Source organism: Photobacterium iliopiscarium, from assembly GCF_003026395.1.
Taxonomy (GTDB): domain Bacteria; phylum Pseudomonadota; class Gammaproteobacteria; order Enterobacterales; family Vibrionaceae; genus Photobacterium; species Photobacterium iliopiscarium.
Map to the genome: position 1 here is coordinate 463326 of NZ_PYOO01000001.1, position 20260 is coordinate 483585.

The following is a 20260-nucleotide window of genomic DNA, read 5'->3' on the forward strand; positions in this document are numbered from 1 at the left end:
GGTGGTTTAAAATGACAAAGCCCCTCAAGAGAGGAGCTTTATATTGATAAGCTTACGTTTGAATTACAAACCAATTTGTTCGGAAATAATGGCAATGATAGCCTCTGGCGATTCAGCTTGGCGTAAGCTATCGCGGAAACTCTCATGGATAAGTTTACGGGCTAGGCCTGCAAAGATACGCATGTGTTGATCGCCTTGGTCTTTATTTAGGGTTAGCATGATAACGAAATCAACCTCACCAGAATCTGACATCCAATCAATCGGTTTATCGAGATGCGCAATACTGATACTAGAATGACGAATATGCTCAGACTTAGTATGTGGAATTGCAAATCCATGCCCTAAACCCGTAGAGAATACCGCTTCACGTGCCCAAACATCTTCTTCAAGTTTATATACATCATCAGTACGGCCTTGAATACCTAAGTTGCCGACTAGCGCTTGGATCACTTCTTCTTTGTTTGCAAAATCGGCGGCTTTAAATACACATTGCTGAACCAAGATGGGTTTAACTTGTGCTTGAGCATGACGTTGTTCAAGTAGTGCTTCAACCTCTTCAATGGTGGCGCACTCACATGCTTCTGCAAATAACGTTTGGCTATCTGCAAAGTTAATCTCAGTTAGCTGTGCTTTGGTGGCCGCAATTTTTGGTGCACTCATACTGATTTCATTTAAACCAGCACCAACTAATAATGGTAATACTTTACTGTCTGCGCCAAGTTCACCACATAAGCCGACCCATTTACCGTGAGCATGCGCGGTAGTAACCACTTGCTTTAATAAGCGAAGGAACGCAGGAGCTAAGCTGTTATACAGTTTTGATACGCTGGCATTATCACGATCAACCGCTAATAAATACTGGGTCATATCGTTTGAGCCAATACTGAAGAAATCGACTTCTTTACAGAACAAATCAACAATAAATGCCACTGATGGGATTTCAACCATGATGCCCAATTGCAGATCAGCATCAAAAGCAATGTTTTGCTCAGTCAGTTGCTGTTTAACAATTTCTAGCTGTTGCTTAACCCAACGGATTTCTTCAATGCTTTGAATCATTGGGATCATGATTTTGGCTTTGCCATGTACAGAGGCACGTAAAATCGCGGTTAGTTGGGTATGGAACAGTGCTAAAAATTGCGGATAAATACGGACTGCACGGTAACCTAAGAACGGGTTATTTTCATGGGGTAGGGCAAGGTAATCAATGGGCTTATCGCCACCAATATCCATGGTACGAATGATCACCGGTTTACCATTGGCTGCTGTGAGTACTTCACAGTAATGATTAAACTGCTCTTCTTCATCGGGTGCTTGTTGACGATCCATAAACAGCATTTCAGTACGGAACAAACCAATACCTTCAGCCCCTTGTGCAAATGCGTTATCTGCTTCAACTGAACAAGCAATATTGGCAGCCACTTCGATAGTGTGACCATCTTTGGTGGTTGCTTGCTGGTGGGCGTACAAACTTTGCTGCTCTTTTAGGGTGTTAGCTAATGTGATTGCACGGTTGAAGTAACCACTAACTTCGATGCTAGGTTCGATAGCCAGTACGCCTAATTGGGCATCAAGGTAAACACGATGATCTAATGCCACTGCACACTCTTTGATTTCAATACCTGAGAGGGTAGGAATATTAAATGCGCGTGCCAAAATTACCGTATGTGAAGTGCTACCTGCATGAGTTAATACTAAACCTTGCAATAACGCTTTATCCAGCCCTAAAAACTGACTTGGGGTTAAATCGTTTGCAATAATAATACTTGGTTGTTGTAGCGAAAATGCGGTTTGAGTATCTAATACAGTAGGGTAAGCCGCCGTTAATAACTGGATTGATACATCTTTTATATCCAGTACGCGTTCACGTAAGTAACTGCTTGCTGACTGTTCAAGTTGATGACACAGTTTTTCCATCACCGCTAAAATAGCATTAGCCGTTGAATGGGTAGTTAGCAGGGTTGTGACACCATCAATAAAACTTGAATCGTTAATGATCGCTAAATGCGCGCTGGTAATTTCTTGTTCGTGGTGTGAGCCGTTTGCAATGATGTGATTTAAGTTAGTACTTACTTGCGCTCGTGCTTGTTCAAACCGTTGCGCTTCATTGTCATCGTGGGCTGCTGTTGCAAACTGCTGTGGATCAATTTGGCTCATTGCGGTTAATACACCGTGACCAATACCCGCAGCAAGACGCTTTCCGGTGATTAAATGTGGCTGATGACGTAATAATGATTGCGGTAACACGATCTCACTATCATTCGATAACGTCTCTAATGCTTCATCACAATGCGGAAATTGTTGGTCAATGTAAGTTTGAAGTGCCTGACAGGCTTGTTCACTGTCTGCGCCTTCAAAGCTTAATGTGCAGTTATCATTTAATAGCGTATCTGTACCCACTAATGCCAAAACACTTTTCGCATCACCTGAATTATTAGTGCGGTGATTGGTTAAGCTAATTTGACACTCAAACTGACGGCACTGTTGTTCTAAATGGTTGGCTGGACGCGCATGAATGCCATTAGGTAATACACATTGAAACTGAAATTGGTGAGCCATAAATAATACGCCTTAAATTTATTTAATGTTATTGGTGAGCTAACAACAGTTGCTGACATTGAGAAAAAATACGTCGTGGACGCTGTAATGCATCTTGAATAGAAACTTCTAGACAGCGATGGTTTGTAAAACGGTCACTTTGCTCGACATTAATGTCGGCCGCGAGAATCACAATATCAGCACGCTCAACATCCTGGTCGGTGAGGCGATTTTCTACTCCCATTGCTCCTTGGGTTTCGACTTTTATTGTGATCCCGAGTTTTTTCGCTGTCTCAGTGAGCTTGTCGGCTGCCATGTAGGTATGTGCAATTCCGGTTGGACATGCGGTGATCGCGACAACTCTCATATGTCTCTCCTGCTGTTAGATAATGTAATGCTAGGGCAATGGCATAAATATAAGCAGTTAATAGAGAGCAAGATAGAAGAGAAACGACGCTTTTATAGGACATTTGTAACCGTAATAACCAACCGTGATAAGGATCTCATTGCATTTTTGGTGAATGTTCTCAGTAATGATTAGCATTTTTGTGCGTTGGTTACTAAAAGGTAATCGTACTTTGATGATGGTTGGTTGCATTTATAAGGGGGTATAAGGGAGAAATGGTGTCGTTATGATTAATTAATAGTGTTTAGAATGTGGTGTTAAGAAGAAAGATGCATAAATAGGAGAGAGGTTATAGTCACGTAATAATAAAAAGGCAGCATGAGCGGGGGACTGCATGCTGCTAAAGGTCATTTTTCGGGAAGATAATGATAATATTTTATTCTGTGAGTTAATTATTACTTAAATTAAAAATATAAATAGTGGATAAATATCACTTTAATAGCACTATTCTATCTAATCGTTTTTTATGTGATATCACGCAGTATTATTTAAATAAGAGTGGTGATGTTTAAAAATAGATCTATTTTAAACTGCCATTACTTATATTTAAATTAAAATAATAAACTGTGATATTGAGTCAAAATATCGCTATATAACAATGAGAGCCTACTCACAGCGATTAGGTGTTGTTACAAATATACAGTGAATGCGTAAATTATCCTATATCACCATAAATCTTTATTTTTAATAATACGAGTCAATAACTAAGTGAAATTACATTAAGTAAATAAAACGAATAGTGATTTTATTTAATCTTATTGATCCAATTGTTTTAATAATATCAACCTTGCTCAGTAAGAGTGTGGTGCAATTAAAAAATAGGGATAGAAAACCATGTTTAAACTGTCAATCGTCGCAGCAGCAATTGCTCTTTCTGTTGGTCTTGTCGGCTGTAATAATGATAATTCAACCCAACCATCAACGGATAAAAACGATAATCTGCCAACATTAGCGGTACTTAACTATGTTGATCCTTTGATTGGCACTGATGGTTTAGGCAATGTTAATCCTAGCCCTGTAACCCCTGAAGGAATGATCCAACCAAGCCCAGATAACTGGAATCCAACGAATTGGGAGGGGAAAGGATCGCCGTCTGATTATCATCACTATTTAAATCAATTATCAGGATTTAGTACCACTCATATTTCAGGTGCAGGTAAAGGGGATCTTAATGATTTTGCGTTCTTACCTTATACCGGCTTTCACTCAACCGCTGTTACGATGGATAAGCAAACTGAAATATCAAAAGTGGGCTATTACGCGGTAGATCTTATTGAAACAAAAGTTAAAGCTGAATTAACAGCAACGGATCGAGTTGCTTTTCAGCGTTACAGTTTTCCTGCTGGTGTCGATCGTAAAGTAAAGATCGATTTACAGCATGAGTTACTCGAACAATACGGAAACCACTCTCGTAGTATCTACTATAAAAAAGTGGCAGATAATGCCATCGCGGGGGCGCGTACCAGCAATGAATGGGGTCAGTGGCAAACGGTATATTTCTATGCTGAATTTTCAGAACCGTTTAGCGGCCATATGGCGTATGTTGAAGGTAAGCAAACTGCTGCAACAGAAGTTGGATTAGCCGATTATCAAGGTTACGGCGATAAACGTGATCGAGTACGTGATGTGGTGACCCACCTTAACTTTGGTGACGGTGATCAGCCTATCACGGTTAAGATTGCCATCTCTGGTACCAGTATTGATGGTGCGATGGCCAACTTACAAGCTGACGACAACGGCTATGATTTTGATGAGGTTGTGGCTGACAACCAACAGCAATGGGCGAAGGTATTAAATAAATTCACCATTAAAGGGGGAACCCAAGCTGATAAGACCATGTTCTATACCTCGCTTTACCGTACTTATGTCGCACCGTTTGTGTATCAAGACGTTGATGGTAAATACCGTGGTATGGATGGCAAAGTCCATCAAGCTGATGCTGATTTTACTAACTATTCAGTGTATTCAATGTGGGATACATTCCGCGCTGCTCATCCACTTAAAACCATTATTGATAAAGAACGCGCAATTGAATACGCCCATGATTTGATGAATAAATTTAAAACTGGTGGTGTATTACCTAAGTGGGAATTGCATTCTGATTACACCGGTGAAATGGTCGGTTATCCTGCGGTTTCTGTGATTGCCGATGTCATGGTGAAATACCCTGATGCTTTTACTCAACAAGATTTTGAATTAGCCCTTAAAGCAGCCGATGTGTCAGCTAACTTTGATTTAGCTATTACGCAAGATTGGGTGCCTTATAAAGATGCGTGGAATGGTGATAAACGTTTTACGGTCATGACCCGTCATGGTGAATATGCTGAGCAACACGGTTATGTGCCAGCAGATGCCAAGAAAAAGCCGCAAGATGGTGGCGTCGCGCAAGATAAATACGATGAATTGGTTAATGAATCAGTGTCATACGGATTAGAAAATGCTTACTACGATTGGTGTATTGCTCAGATTGCGAAATTAGCAGGTGATGATGCTCAATATCAACGTTATATGGCACGTTCACAAGCTTATAAACCTTATTTTGATTATAATGTTAGCGAATATGGTAAATATGGTGCAACTGGATTTATGCGCCCTAAAAATCATGATGGTTCATGGGTAAATAACTATCCATCATGTGCTATTGATGGTCAAGGTGATCCAATTACGCCGTTACCTGAGGGTTGTGATATTAATGATGCCACATCGTTTGATATTTTCTGGCCTTATCGCGCCGAGCACCGTGGTCAAGATTTCACGGAAGGGAATACATGGCAATGGACATGGTTTGCACCGCATGACATTGCAGGTTTAAAGCAGACCATGGGCGGTGAGGCAGGTTTCTTACAGAACTTAGATGCGTTGTTTACCGCTAGTGACAAAGCTGATACTTCTCAAGGCGATATGACAGGTTATATTGGTCAATTCATCATGGGTAATGAACCCGATCATCATGTGCCATATCTGTATAACTGGACGGCAGAGCCTTGGAAGACGCAAGAATATGTCGATCAGGCGATGAAAGAATTCTTTCATCCAACTAAAGCCGGTTTAATTGGTAATGAAGATGTAGGGCAAATGTCTGCTTGGTACATTATGGGGGCGTTAGGTTTCTATCAAGTTACTCCTGGTGCACCGATTTATACCATTGGACGACCACTGTTTGATGAAGTGAAATTTGATATTGATGGCGGTCAATTTACGATAACTGCTGAAAATAATAGCCCTGATAATATCTATATTGCATCCGTTACTATTAATGGAAAACCATTGGGCAATAATTACACCTTTGCTCATAGTGATATTATGGCTGGTGGTGAATTACACTTTGTGATGACCAATAAAAAGCCCGTTATTAAATAACCTAATATTATTTATATCTGTAGCAGATAAACTCAATGAGGTTTGTCTGCCTCTAAATACTGTTCGTCTCTTTATATCATTCATTGTTTAATCATCATTGACATTTACGCTTCAATATTAATTAAACGGTGGGTTTAAATTACATTGTTTTTATTTGTTTCTTACATGCTGCTTATTTCAACGTGGTCGCTAATGGGTTTTTTATTAATGGCTATTAATAGCAGCATTAAAAAATAATATATAAATTAGAAAAGGATTTGAAATGAAATTCAAACGTACCCTACTTTCAATGGCTGTTATCGCTGCTACATTTGGTTTAACGGCTTGTGATGATGATACGCATAATATTGATGTTAATGTCACTGTACCAGAGGGTGATGGCACCCTTCCTCCTATTGATGACGGGAATAAGCCTGTTTGTCCACCGACTGGCGATGGCGATTGTGACGATAAACCAAGTACAGAAAACCCAGTTATTGATATGGGGGTTCATATTCCGGTTGATTTATCGGGCATGGATATCACCCGTTATGTTAATCCATTTATTGGTACTGGTAATTTAGGTAATACTTACCCTGGTGCAACTACCCCTAATGGTATGGTGCAATTATCCCCGAATAACGGCTCTAATGGTTGGGAATATATTTCTGGTTATTATTACCATGACGCCCGTACTAGTGGTTTTTCTCATACTCATCTATCAGGCGCGGGTGCGGGGGACTTAAATGACATTTTAGTGATGCCAATTAACTCCCGTTCAGACTTTATGATCAATGAAGGCTCAGCGACCCTCAATTTAGAAGCATCCCATTTTAAACATAAAGATGAGCAAGCGACCGCGGGTTACTACAAGGTTGAGTTGCTTGACTATGACATTACTGCTGAACTGACAGCGTCTGATCGTGTTGGTGTGCACCGTTATACGTTCCCACGCGACACGAAATCTGAAATTATCGTTAATACCGGATTTAAGCTTAATTGGGATTACACTTCTGATTCTTTTATTCGCTGGGATAAAGAAAATAACCGTTTAATTGGTCATCGTTTATCTGATGGTTGGGCAGCATCTCAGAAAGAATATTTTGTGATGGAGTTTGATCAACCGATCAAAAATGTCCGTTTTGCTTATTACGACAAAGAAACTAAACAATACGTTAATGCGCCAGCTGACTTTACTGAAATAGGCTCAATTAACGGCTCTCAAACCTATGATGCCGTTAATGATCGTGATGTGTTTGGTAAATATCAATATGCTCGCGCTTATGTTGAATTTGACACTTCAAAACAAGGGGTAGCGGTTGAAGCGAAATTGGCATTATCAAGCACCGCGATTGGTAATGATGGCACTAATAAAGCGCCATTAACGGGGGCATTCTTAAACTTAACCGAAGTTGCCGATAAAGATTTTGATGATGTACGTTTAGAAGCGACTGAAGAATGGGAAGCATTACTGGGTAAAGTGAAAGTTGAAGGTGATGAAACCTATAAGCAAACTTTCTATACCGCGATGTACCATGCTTTCTTAGGTCAAACGACTCACTCAGATCTTGATGGTAAATATTACCGTGCTTTCCAAGGTCGTAATGCTTATCCAAATGGTCGTCCATCTTGGGGTAAAGAAGCGCCATTAGTGGATGATGTTCGTTTAGCTGATGCTAACAATGATGGTAAGGCTGACTTTACTCGTTATGACACCTTCTCACTATGGGATACCTACCGTAACGTACAACCGCTTGCGTCTATCTTTGCCCCTAATGCATTAGCGGATGTTGTGTTATCAATGTTGTCTTATGCAGAAGAAGAATTTACGCCTATTGATGCGGCGGGTACTGCTGGCAAATCTCGTAAAGGTCGTTTACCTGAGTGGACATTTAAAGGTAATGAAACAGGCATGATGATGGGGATGCATTCAACCCCAGTTATTTATGATGTACTGGCAAAAGGTATTCTTGATGCACGAATGACAGAACTTGGTTTTAGTCAAACTGATCAAGATAATATTAAAGCACGTTTAATTACTGCAATGGTAACGGATGCACGCGGGAAAACTAGCCAAGGCGTGTCATGGATTGGTGAATATGAGCAAAATGGTTGGGTGCCAGCACAACTGCATGATACAGAAACGGATTCATACGGTAAGCATTCGCCATTTAAAGATTCATGGACAGCGTCATATTCACTTGAATATTCAATGAACGATTGGATGATTGCAAAATCCATTGCCTTGGTGTTTGGCGAAGATGATCCACGTTACACGGAATTTGCTAACCGCTCAAATAACTGGCAAGCACAGTTCGACTTTGGCGGCGAAGCGAATACACCGTGGAAAGGGTGGTTTAAAGCGCGTGATAATAATGGCCAATTTATTGATAAGAACTGGACCGATCCTGTGACAGGTGGAAACACAGGTAAAGATTGGCGTCCTGATATGTTTAATTGGGCATTCTCAGAGTCAAACGGTTGGCAATACTTCTTTAGTGTGCAACATGATATTCATGGTCTAAAAGATCTGATGACCCAAGCGGATCGTAAGTTTAATCCTGAAGCGAAAGATGGCGCTTTATTTGCGGCACGTTTAGATGAGTACTGGTCAACATATCCAGACCGCAATGCAGGCGATAACCAGTTCCCTGTCTTTAATACTGGTAACGTTGGTCAACATGTTCAAGGTAATGAACCCGATCTACATGTGTCTTATTTGTATAACTACGTAGGTCAACCATGGAAGACTCAAGCAGCGATTGCAGCATCAACTAACGTTTGCTACGACAATACTGCCGATGGTATTTGTGGTAATGATGACTTTGGTACGCTTTCTTCGTGGTTTGTGTTCCGTGCGCTAGGGTTCTATCCAGTAAATGCAGGCAGTGTGTATGAAATTGGTACACCAATGTTTGAAACTGCCTCGATTGATGTGGGTAACGGACAGTCGTTTAATGTGGTTGCAAAGAATGTGAGTCGTGAAAATATCTTTATTCAAAATGCGACGTTCAATGGTAAAGCGTTTAACCGTACCTATCTTACTCATGATGAAATTATGTATGGGGGCGATTTAGTCTTCACAATGGGTGACACACCAAATAAACAGTGGGGTGCTGCCGCTGATTCGACACCACCAGATACAGGAATTGGTGAGTTTTTACACGAGAAATCACTACCGGTTGGTGCTCGATAATTAGTGATGTAATTAAAGTATAAAAATTAATTATAGCTATTATTCTCTAAATCCCACGGTTAACTATCGTGGGATTTTTTTATTCATCTTCTTTATATTCAAATCATAATCAATGTCAAAAATTGGATTGATTATGAAGTCATTTATAGAATCAGTGTTTGTTATTTTAAGATTTATTTAAAATTCAAATACAGCGTAATATTGATGGTATATCTATATATAAATAAAAATAAAGCTATTAAAAATATTTGATAGATTATGCATTGTTAATAAATATGATTGACAGCAAGTAATTTATTGTCATTGGTAAGTATTGAGTTCAATGCGTTTAATGTCATTATTTTCAAGCCGCTTAGAATATAAATGGCAATTGGAGATATTATGCCTATTTCTCGTCGTAACTTTTTAAAATCAGCTATCGCGACAGCGATTGCAGCAAATGGTTTAACACTATTTCCCGCTAATTTTGCATTTGCTGATGACACACTTTTAATTCCTAGTGCAAGTCACTGGGGACCTTTTTACGGTGTAGTAAAAGATGGTAAGTTAGTGGGTATTCAACCTCGTAAAGAAATTGATCCACTGCCAACTGAAATGTTATTAGAAGGCTTATTAAGCCGAACTTATAATAAAACACGTATCCAATACCCAATGGTACGTAAATCATATTTAGAAAATTTAGGTGGTGACACTAAACCTGAATTACGCGGTAAAGAACCGTTTGTTAGAGTCAGTTGGGATACCGCCTTGCAATTAACCGCAAGCGCAATCTTACATACTATTGAAAACAAAGGTAACCAAGGTATTTTTGACTCATCTTATGATGGTTGGTCAAATACGGGTCTATTACGCCCACCAGTTGTTCAAGGTCGTTTCTTTAACCTTATTGGTGGTTGTAGTACAACGATTGGTGACTACTCCGCTGGCGCTTCAACTGTTATTCTGCCGCACATTGTCGGTGATATGGAAGTGTATTCACCACAAACAGCTTGGCCTGTTATTGAAAAGAATACTGAAGTGTTTGTTTTAGTGGGGAGTGATCCTTGGAAAACTAACCGTGTTGAATTCCGTGTTGCTGATCATCAAATGCAAAGCCATTGGCTGAAGTGGAAACAAAAAGGGATTAAGTTTATTTCAATTAACCCTAAACGTACCACGACTGATCGTAATTTAGACAGTGAATGGGTATCAATTATTCCAGGTACTGATACTGCACTATTTAATGCGATGGCTTTCCATTTACAAGATCAAAAATTAGCTGATCTTGAATATTTGAAAAAATATACCGTTGGTTATGAGCAGTACCTTGATTATTTATTAGGTAAACAAGATGGTGTTGCTAAAACACCAGAATGGGCAGCTAAAATTACCGGTATTCCAGCCGATGAAATCAAAAAGCTAGCCGTATTATTTAAATCTAAAAAAACCCAAATTGCCGCTGGTTGGGCCGTTCAACGTGCTGACCATGGTGAGATGATTCACTGGGCTATCATCAACTTTGCCGCTATGGCGGGTAAAATTGGTAAGCCGGGTGAAGGTTTTGGTTTTAGCTGGCACTATGGTAACGGCGGTATGCCACAATCAGGTGCATCATTGCCAGTAACATTAGGCCAAGGTTTTAACCCTGTCTCTGCGGGTTGTCCGGTTGTACTTCAATCTGAAATGTTGCGTAATCCTGGTAAGTCATTTACTTACAATGGACAAACGTTAAAATTCCCTGATATATCAATGGTATATAACTCAGGTAATAATCTATTCTCACACCAACAAAACCTTAATGCTTTAATTAAAGCAATGAATGACAAAGTTGAGACTTATGTTTGTCAAGATACATGGTGGTGTGCGTCAGCTCGATTTGCAGATATTGTTTTACCAGCGACCAGTGCATTAGAACGGGTTGATATTACTTCTGGCGGCACATATAGCAATAATAAAGTTTATGCTATGCAGCAAGTGATTGAACCTTATGGTGAAAGCTTAGATGACTATGAGATTTTCCGTCGTTTAGCGAAGATTTTCCACGTAGAAGAAAAATACACTACGGGTAAAGATATGATGACCTTGCTGAAAACAGCTTATGAGTCATCAACTGCCGCTAAAGTTAAACCGTTTGATGAATTCTGGAAAGATGGCGTTACTGTTATGCCAACCCCAGAAAAAGCAGATTACTGGCAACGTCATGGTGCATTCTATGACGATCCAGAAAAGCACCCTCTACATACACCATCAGGCAAAATTGAACTATACAGTGAATCAATTGCTAAGATGAAACTGGACGATTGTCCTCCTGTACCAACTTACTTGCAGCCATTTGAATTTTTAGGTAACGCAAAAGAAGGTCAACTGCATATTTTAAGCCCACACCCTTGGATGCGTTTGCACTCACAAATGGCAAACGCAGATACTAATAGCTATGAGTGTGTTGATGGCCGTCAATATTTATTGATTAACGATCAAGATGCGCATGCTCAAGGCATTAAAGACGGTGATCTGGTTGAGTTACACAATGATCGTGGTGCATTACTGTGTGGTGCTAAATTATCGAATGAAGTACGTCGTGGCGTAGCATGTCTGCATGAAGGCGCATGGATGCAACTTGATAAATTAGGCCGTTGTAATAGTGGTCAGATTAATATTATTACATCGGATCAATCATGTGGCGGACTAAGCCAGGGTACAAGTGCGAATACTTGTTTAGCATACTATAAAAAATGTACCGATCCATGTTCACCGAATAAAGCATACGAACCACCAATGATTGAACAACCAACAGGGCCAAATGATGGTTCTATTTTGCCAATGGTTGATCTTAATATCGATGGTCGTATCGCATTACTTCATAAAGCAAATTCAGGTAAAAAAGCACCGAAGATCAGTCGTGGTCAAGAAATCTTCTATGCAACCTGTACTATGTGTCATGCCGCACCAAATCCATCAGCACATACTCGCGCCCAGTGGGCAGGGATCACTGAAAGTATGTTCCCTCGTGCAGGTTTGAATGCAGCAGATCGTAAACTTGTTTTAGAATATTTAGATAAACATGCCGCGAAAGCGTAATTGATTTAGATTAGATCTTGATTTTATGTGATTAAAATCCGAGCAACTCGATAGAGTGTTCGGATTTTTTTTATTTAAAAGCCCCGATTATGAGGCCAATGCCACAAAATAAAACAACCGTTATTGTTAAGGCTAATGATTCATAATAAATTTATTTGGCTACGAAAATCTTGTGCCTCGTTAAGTTAATCCTGAACAATTAGCTTACGAGGCAGTCCTCTTTTTTTATCTAAATCCCTTCTTGTTTACTCATCATTATATTTTCTCTTGGTATTATTGATAATTGCTTTTCTCTCTTTTTAGTGAAATAACGAAGCAAAAAAATACATCTTATCTGCTTGAATTAATTAATTTTAATGTGATAAATAATATATAACATCAATATTCTGTTGAATGTTTTTCCGCTAAGTAATAACCAAAAAATATGGACTGGTGGACGATATAATTTTTGTTCATATGGTTTTACATTCGACTCTTTATCTTTTCAATACCGCTTTGTTTTAGTTATCACTGACAATGGATGGTTATGTTTTTAAAGCATAAAAAGCGTAACAAAATTTGACAATTAAATTCAAATGATTATTATTCTCATTCTCTTTTTGCCGAAAGGTAACATCAAATGATGTTTGATTGATTGAGGTAATTTTTGATTAATAAAAATAAACTTGCTCTTGGGTTGTTATATCTGGCAACAGCAAGTGGGACAGTAAATGCCGCAAGTATTTATAAAACAGATGATTCAAAACTTAGTATTGGCGGTCGAATTGAAGCAAGAGCTGAAAATGTTGATCATGGTATTAGCGATTTAAGTCGAGCCAGAGTTAAGATTTCTGGTGAAACTAAATTGACCGAAACCATTAGCGGTATTGGTGTATTTGAACAAGAATTTAAAGCGGAATCACAAAAAACACGTCACCTATATGCTGGAATTAAAGCCGCTTTAAATAACGGTTATGTCACTCTTGTTTATGGTAAGACAGACGGTGCGATGAGCGTCGTTACTGATATTACCGATATTCAAGCGGCTTATGGTGCGGTTGCCGCGGACAAATTTAAAGTCGGTAAACGTATCGCTAACAGTCTTGCTACCACTTATACCAACGACTTCGGAACCACTTTAAGCGCAAATTATGCCGGAGCAGAAGGTAAAGAAAAAGGTAATTTTGATGGCGGTTTTTCTGTCGCTGGCTCTCAAAAAATGGGTGAGACGGGTTTTATTACTGCCATCGGTTTCGCTAAACAAGCTAAGGTTCAGCAGCAATCAAAACAGCAATTTGATATTGGTTTAGGTTACCAATTAAATAAACTATATCTTGGTACTTTGTATACCAAACAGAAAGTTAAGGGTAAAACGGGCAACGGTTATGATGTTGTCGCCGCTTATAAAATTAATTCAATATATACGACGACTATCGGCTTTGGTGAATTGAATTTTGATAATGCGGATGACACTCGTGCTGCCAATGTTGATATTACCGCAAGGTGGAATCGTCAGTTTAGAACCTATGCTGCTATTAATTTAGACACCATAAAGAACGACGTGCAAGAAATGATCGGTATTCGTTACGATTTCTAACTTTCAAAAGGTTTTATTATGAAAACTCGTTTAAAGACGTTAACTCTTGCCCTTGGCGCTATTGTTTCTTGCTCTGCCTTTGCGGCTGATTATCCAATGACAGTGACCGATATTACAGGTCGTTCCATCACATTAGATCATCAACCCGAGTATATTGCGTTGGGTACCGCTCGAAATTTTCCTTTATTAGAAATTGTTTACGGTAAAGATGCAGGTAAGCATTTAGTCGCGATGCGTGACGATATGAAAAATTCAGCCCCTAGTATGTATGATATTTATGTTAAACGTTATCCGTCGTTAGCGAAGGCACATAACATTGGTAAAATCAGTAAAGGACAGTTTGATGCTGAAGCCTTTATTAACATGAAACCTAAACCTGATGTGCTGATTATTGGTTTAGACAGTGCTAAAAAAGCCCAGTCAACGGGATTGATTAACAAGCTAGATGCCGCGGGTATTCAGGTGATCACTGCTGATTTCCGTGATAAAACCATTGCAAATACGTTAAACTCAGTCACTACCGTTGCGACGGCATTAGGTCAACAGCAACGGGGTCAAGCCTTCTCTGATTATTACCTTAAACATTTGAACCATATTAAGGAAGTGATTGCACAACATCCTGATATTAAATCAAAAAATGTTTTTCTTGAAACTGCTGCTGGTTATACCTTTGAATCTTGTTGTGATACCTATTCAGGTGGCAATATGAGTGATTTTATTACTTTGTTAAAAGCTGAAAATATTGCAACAAAGCCGCTAAAAGGGGCACATAAAGGGGTGATGTCTCCCGAAACGATCATTACTGCCAACACGGATGTTTATATCATGCAATCAGCAGGGTGGATCGATAAGAAAACGGGCGAAGCGACCCATGGGATCCCTTTGGGTTATGCAATGAATAACCAAGCAATCGCGGATCAAACTAAATTGCTGATGTCTCGTGATTGGTTAAAAGCAACCAAAGCATTCCAAACTAAGGATGTTTATGCTGTTTATAAACCGTTTTATAACTCGCCTTATAACCTTGTGGCACTTGAGTATTTCGCTAAATGGATCCACCCTGAATTATTTAACGATCTCAATCCTGAGCGTACCTTTGAGGAAATGAATAAGCAGCTTGGCGATCATGATGTGAAAGGCATTTTTGGTATCAGTAGTTTTGAAGTAATGGCTAAGTCGTCTTAATGTAGCTAGAGAAACCTATTGAGTTGTGATATTAGATCAAAAAAAGACCACTGATAATTAAATCTGTGGTCTTTTGTTTTTCAACGTGTGTAATAATTATTTTTTACGTAATAGAGATAAGAACTTTTCTCTTGTTAGCTTCGATATATTGAATGCTAACCGTCTTTGTATTAATTTAACGTTATTATTTAACAAGTTACATACGAGCTTTAAAAATATTAACGATTTCTTCTAGGCTAGCTTTGCGTGGGTTAGTTAAAGAACATGCATCGTTTAGGGCATTTTGCGCCATAAATGCGAGCTTATCTTCTGTAACACCAAGATCTGCTAAACGTTGTTTAGTACCAACCGCTGCGGATAAACCATCAATTGCTTCAAGGGCTGCGTTAACGGCTTGCTCTTGTGTCATTGCTGCCGTATCAATCCCCATTGCTTTGGCGATATCAACAAAACGCTCAGGCACTTGTTTGGCGTTAAAGCGAGATACTTCAGCTAATAAGATTGCGTTACACAAACCGTGTGACAGGTCGTAAACACCACCTAATTGGTGCGCCATTGAGTGCACGTAACCGAGAGAAGCATTTGAGAATGCCATTCCCGCTAAGTACTCACCGTATTGCATTGCATCACGAGCGGCACGATCTTCACCGTTGTTCACGACGGCTTCTAAGTTATTAACAATCAACTCAATGGCTTTGATTGCTGATGCATCCGTGATTGGTGTTGCAGCGGTTGAAACATAGGCTTCAACCGCGTGAGTTAATGCGTCCATACCTGTGGTTGCGGTTAGGAACTTAGGCATTGCGACCATTAGTTCTGAATCATTAACGGCAATAATAGGTGTGAAGTGCTTATCAACTACTGGGTATTTAGTTTGATCTTGTTGGTTAGTGATGATTGCAAATACAGTCATTTCTGATGCCGTACCTGCTGTTGTATTCACTGTTACCAATGGCAGCTGTGGCTTTTTCGATAAGTGAACACCTTTAGAGTAATCACGAATATGCCCACCGTTAGCTGCAACTAATGCGATACCTTTTGCAGTATCGTGTGAAGAACCACCACCAAATGAAATTACGAAGTCTGCTTTGCTTTCAGCTAATAGGGCAAGACCATCTTCGATGTTTTTCTCCGTGGGATTAGGCTGCACACCATCATAGATAACGTAATCAAGGTTATGTGCTGTTAGCTCATCTGTTAGCTTACTAACCAGACCCACTTCAATTAACACACCATCAGTAACGATAAGTGCTTTTTTCAATTCTTTTGATGCTAATTCAGCACCTAGAGATTGAATAGCATTAGGACCCATTAAGGTTACAGGTGGCATGTAAAATACATTGCTCATAGTAAAACTCCGATAATTATTGATTAATTTATAATGACTTACCGCGATAGCCATAAGTCTGAATTTATTTGATGTCGCGTTATAAACGACTGGTGATGTAACATGCTATATCGAACTTAGTGGTTATTATTTGTGTCGATGCCGCTATTTTACACCTTGTTGTTTTGGTAACAATAGAGATAAAACTAAAACACTTTTACTTGTGAGTAATAATCAAGTTGTACGTAAAGTGTGGTGTGTTTCTCTGTAAACTATGACTTATCTGCTGCTGATAGTCGTTTTTCTGCAAACGTCATTTGAGTGTTTTTGTTAGTGACCACAATGCCTGAATGTGATTTATCAGCAGTACCATTTACTGCGTAATGACGTGCAACCACAGTGTTATTAGCTTGATTGTTGAAGCTAACATTACCTGTGAATGCGCCATCACGTGCTGATGCAGTGTAAGATGTGGCGATAATAGCGGTCGCGATAATTGCTTTAATAACTGTTTTCATGAGTCGTATAACCTTATCTTTATAATTGTTTGTCAACGCTGTCTGCGTTTCGATGGGGTTATATTAACAATTACCAAAAACAAAACAATGATGTTAAAATGAAAAAGATTATTACTGTTTTAACTATAATTGATGGTTGGCTATTTATTGTGGATTATTAGGTAAGAAGAGGACGTGTTAAACGGTACTTTGACTATCATTTGCAATATTACTTCTTATATACCAAATAAAAGATATTAATAATCAGAAGTTGTTTTTTTATTAAGATCAAGAGGTTAAATATTTATAACGTGAGGTGGATCTTGATATCTTTTCTAACGATATTTATTGTTTATATGGTTATGTAAATGGATATTATTAAATCATGTGTCAAAGGTAGTACTATGACATTGTACTGTTTAGGTCAAACTTTAGACTGCGTTTATAATAACTTTGTAGAAAAAACCCTGAATAATTCAGGGCTAGTGCTTTTAGTTAATCTCTGGTTTATTGTTATGAGGCCCAAGAAATCGATCGCCATTGAAATGAATCATATGATCCGGGTTATCAGCAATCCATACTTCCGTTTCCCATGCAATATCAGCAGCGTTTTTCCTAAATTCATCCCGATGAGGAAAGGCTGTTACATAAACGCGTCCTACTGAACAACCATCTAGTGCTTTTTCAAGCTCAACCCATCGTTTTGGACTTACTGGACCATGACTAGTCACGGCTTCAATTAAAAATAACCATTTACGATTTTCATCATAAACAACAACATCGGGTAACTTATCATGAGACATTGGAGGAACGTTTAATGATTCTAAATATTTAGTTTCTAGAACCATATGTTTACCGCCTTCGTTACGGCTACTTGCTGTATCGCCAAGATATAAAACGATTCCTCCTTCGCCAATAAAACGAGGGCAAAATTCATGAACAATATCAGCATGAAGTTGGTTATGAACACCAGGAGAGAGCGTTATTTTATTACCGTTAGGTAGGTGTACAGGAATCTTTTCTTTATTAATTGTTCTTTCATATATAGCTTGAAGTGTGGGTACTTCATTTAGAAACTCTTGAACCAATTCTTTCCAATTATTATTAGGGTATGCGTGAAGAATTTTTATGATAGGTTGGTTTAGAGAATAATTATTATCCTTACTGTTTGTTGCTCTAGCTGGATTATCACGGTTTCTATCAACAACTTGTGCTTGATCAAACTGATGTAATGTTTGTCTTCTAATTGTTTCTCTAGAATTTGGTTTGTAGTCTTTACCATATTCGGAACGAATGAATCCCATAATATTAACTGTTGGTAAAAGTGGTGCTGTAGCAACACTCCAGTTATCCTCTGGTTTTATATTAGCAAGAGCCAAGAAGACCCAAGCAGATCTGTCATTACATTGCTGTTTAGGTAAACCTAAATATTGCAGAATTTCCTTAGCTTGTAGTAATTTTTGTTCTCTCATTTTTAGCTATCAAGTATTAAAATAACAGACTTTAGAATATAACCTATGTGCAGGTTTGTTTCTTCCTTTTGTGCAGGTTTTTTGCGATAATGATCAACTAATAAATTACTGTGAAAATGATTGATTATGGCAACGTTGGCACAAAATCCACCTCTTAACTTAAATGATATTGCTGATATCAATCGAGTTTCAGTAAATGGACAACTCGATGAAAGCCTAAGAGGGAAGCTTGGTCAATTTATGTCGTCATCTGCTGTTTCTAAGATACTTGCTGATATGTTTGAAGATATAAAGGGTGAACATCGTATTTTAGATGCAGGCGCAGGGGTTGCCTCATTAACCGCTGCATTTGTAGAACGAGTTCAACAACATGCCACAAGTATTGATTCTACGTGTTATGAGCTTTCTAGCATTATGAATCATTATCTTGCAGATACATTGCAGCATTGCTCTAATTCTTGTGATTATAATGATGTCCAATGGAATCAAACAGTAATTGAAGAAGATTTTATCGCACATTCGGTCGCTTTACTTCAACGTGATAATTTTATTCCAAGTTATAATAAAGCAATTTTAAATCCTCCTTACCTGAAAATTTCAGCAAAAGGTTCGGAACGAGCTGATTTACGTAAAATTGATTTTGAAACTGGCAATTTATATTCAGCCTTTGTTGGACTTGCAATAAAACTTATTGAAGATGGTGGCGAATTAGTTGCTATTACTCCTAGATCGTTTTGTAACGGTCCATACTTTAATAGTTTTCGTAAACTATTATTAGATGATTGTTCTATTAACAAAATACACGTTTTTAATAGTCGAAAGTCGGCATTTAAGGCTGATAAAGTTCTTCAAGAAAATGTTATATATCATTTAACAAAAGGTGAGCCACAAAGAGATACCGTAATTGTAACCTCTAGTTCTTGCGCGGAAGATCCTAATCCTTTTATATATGAAGTTCCTTTTGGACAAATTGTCAGTAATAATAATCCAGATCGTTTCATTCATATAATTACAGATGAAGAAGAACTAAATATAGCAACTAAAGCTGGCGGTTTACCTTGTTCACTAGAAGATTTAGGTATTCAAGCAAGTACAGGAAAAGTCGTTGATTTCCGAACTAGAGAAAATTTAAGGCAAGATTATGTTGATGGTTCTGTTCCTTTAATTTTCCCACAACATCTACAAAAATGTTCAATTAAATGGCCGATTAATAATTCTAAAAAGCCTAACGCTTTACTCAATAATAAAAACACAGCTAGTTTGATGGTGAAGAACGGAACGTATGTTCTTACTCGTAGACTTACAGCTAAAGAGGAAAAGCGAAGAGTTGTAGCTTCTATTTATACAGCAAATATTGCGAATGTTGATGTGGTTGGTTTTGATAATAAAACTAATTATTTTCATGCATTAGGCGAGCCACTAGATGATGCTTTAGCAAAAGGTTTATGGGTGTTTTTAAATAGTACCTTAGTTGATAAATATTTTCGTCAAATGAACGGAAATACACAAGTTAATGCTACTGATCTAAGAACCTTACGTTACCCAACAAGGTTACAACTTGTTTCAATGGGGGATATGGTTGATTTTGAAGAGTTTAATCAGGTTAGTATTGATGAGATAGTAGAAAAATCAATCTAATCACGACATCATTTCACGTAAAGAGTTTT

11 protein-coding genes are annotated in these 20260 nt (G+C 38.5%); 6 read left to right on the top strand and 5 right to left on the bottom strand.

Annotated features, from left to right (window positions below; genetic code table 11):
• Positions 1 to 63: 63 nt before the first annotated feature.
• Together ptsP and C9J51_RS02050 are read right to left on the bottom strand one after the other, a co-directional pair.
• The gene (gene ptsP / locus C9J51_RS02045; RefSeq protein WP_107274823.1) at positions 64 to 2559 is read right to left on the bottom strand and encodes a phosphoenolpyruvate--protein phosphotransferase; all 2496 of its coding nucleotides are present in this window, start codon (positions 2557 to 2559) and stop codon (positions 64 to 66) included.
• Positions 2560 to 2587: 28 nt separating this feature from the next.
• Positions 2588 to 2905 (bottom strand): PTS fructose transporter subunit IIB, encoded by a 318-nt coding sequence (locus C9J51_RS02050; RefSeq protein WP_045037056.1) that lies wholly within the window; start codon positions 2903 to 2905, stop codon positions 2588 to 2590.
• Between the two features lie 873 nt (positions 2906 to 3778).
• Here C9J51_RS02050 and C9J51_RS02055 point away from each other — a divergent pair.
• The 5 genes from C9J51_RS02055 (at position 3779) to C9J51_RS02075 (ending at position 15297) form a co-directional block, all read left to right on the top strand.
• A complete protein-coding gene (locus C9J51_RS02055; RefSeq protein WP_107274824.1) occupies positions 3779 to 6304 on the top strand; it encodes a GH92 family glycosyl hydrolase in 2526 nt (841 codons plus the stop codon).
• 262 nt (positions 6305 to 6566) lie between these two features.
• Entirely contained in the window at positions 6567 to 9479 is a 2913-nt protein-coding gene (locus tag C9J51_RS02060; RefSeq protein ID WP_045037054.1) for a GH92 family glycosyl hydrolase, read from the top strand.
• Between the two features lie 381 nt (positions 9480 to 9860).
• Positions 9861 to 12536, top strand: a complete 2676-nt coding sequence (locus tag C9J51_RS02065) for a molybdopterin-dependent oxidoreductase (protein ID WP_045037106.1) — start codon at positions 9861 to 9863, stop codon at positions 12534 to 12536.
• A 646-nt stretch (positions 12537 to 13182) separates the two neighbouring features.
• Entirely contained in the window at positions 13183 to 14112 is a 930-nt protein-coding gene (locus tag C9J51_RS02070; protein ID WP_231579399.1) for a porin, read from the top strand.
• 18 nt (positions 14113 to 14130) lie between these two features.
• Positions 14131 to 15297 (top strand): ABC transporter substrate-binding protein, encoded by a 1167-nt coding sequence (locus C9J51_RS02075; protein ID WP_107180464.1) that lies wholly within the window; start codon positions 14131 to 14133, stop codon positions 15295 to 15297.
• 196 nt (positions 15298 to 15493) lie between these two features.
• On the opposite strand, the gene C9J51_RS02080 is transcribed toward C9J51_RS02075, so the two are convergent.
• The 3 genes from C9J51_RS02080 to C9J51_RS02090 all read right to left on the bottom strand — a co-directional run bounded on the left by C9J51_RS02080 (position 15494) and on the right by C9J51_RS02090 (position 18593).
• Complete coding sequence (locus tag C9J51_RS02080) at positions 15494 to 16645, bottom strand: iron-containing alcohol dehydrogenase (RefSeq protein WP_045039967.1); 1152 nt, start codon at positions 16643 to 16645, stop codon at positions 15494 to 15496.
• Positions 16646 to 16896: 251 nt separating this feature from the next.
• Positions 16897 to 17142, bottom strand: coding sequence for a hypothetical protein (locus C9J51_RS02085; protein WP_045039966.1), 246 nt, complete (start codon positions 17140 to 17142; stop codon positions 16897 to 16899).
• A 470-nt stretch (positions 17143 to 17612) separates the two neighbouring features.
• Entirely contained in the window at positions 17613 to 18593 is a 981-nt protein-coding gene (locus tag C9J51_RS02090) for a BsuBI/PstI family type II restriction endonuclease (RefSeq protein WP_045039965.1), read from the bottom strand.
• A gap of 126 nt (positions 18594 to 18719) precedes the next feature.
• Here C9J51_RS02090 and C9J51_RS02095 point away from each other — a divergent pair, with 126 nt between their 5' ends.
• Positions 18720 to 20231 (top strand): Eco57I restriction-modification methylase domain-containing protein, encoded by a 1512-nt coding sequence (locus C9J51_RS02095; protein ID WP_045037050.1) that lies wholly within the window; start codon positions 18720 to 18722, stop codon positions 20229 to 20231.
• The last annotated feature ends 29 nt before the right edge of the window (positions 20232 to 20260 follow it).

Excerpts from the sequence above, each read along its gene's own strand:
- ptsP (WP_107274823.1), bottom strand. The coding sequence starts at position 2,559 with ATGGCTCACCAATTTCAGTTTCAATGTGTATTACCTAATGGCATTCAT.
- C9J51_RS02050 (WP_045037056.1), bottom strand. The coding sequence starts at position 2,905 with ATGAGAGTTGTCGCGATCACCGCATGTCCAACCGGAATTGCACATACC.
- C9J51_RS02055 (WP_107274824.1), top strand. The coding sequence starts at position 3,779 with ATGTTTAAACTGTCAATCGTCGCAGCAGCAATTGCTCTTTCTGTTGGT.
- C9J51_RS02060 (WP_045037054.1), top strand. The coding sequence starts at position 6,567 with ATGAAATTCAAACGTACCCTACTTTCAATGGCTGTTATCGCTGCTACA.
- C9J51_RS02065 (WP_045037106.1), top strand. The coding sequence starts at position 9,861 with ATGCCTATTTCTCGTCGTAACTTTTTAAAATCAGCTATCGCGACAGCG.
- C9J51_RS02075 (WP_107180464.1), top strand. The coding sequence starts at position 14,131 with ATGAAAACTCGTTTAAAGACGTTAACTCTTGCCCTTGGCGCTATTGTT.
- C9J51_RS02080 (WP_045039967.1), bottom strand. The coding sequence starts at position 16,645 with ATGAGCAATGTATTTTACATGCCACCTGTAACCTTAATGGGTCCTAAT.
- C9J51_RS02085 (WP_045039966.1), bottom strand. The coding sequence starts at position 17,142 with ATGAAAACAGTTATTAAAGCAATTATCGCGACCGCTATTATCGCCACA.
- C9J51_RS02090 (WP_045039965.1), bottom strand. The coding sequence starts at position 18,593 with ATGAGAGAACAAAAATTACTACAAGCTAAGGAAATTCTGCAATATTTA.
- C9J51_RS02095 (WP_045037050.1), top strand. The coding sequence starts at position 18,720 with ATGGCAACGTTGGCACAAAATCCACCTCTTAACTTAAATGATATTGCT.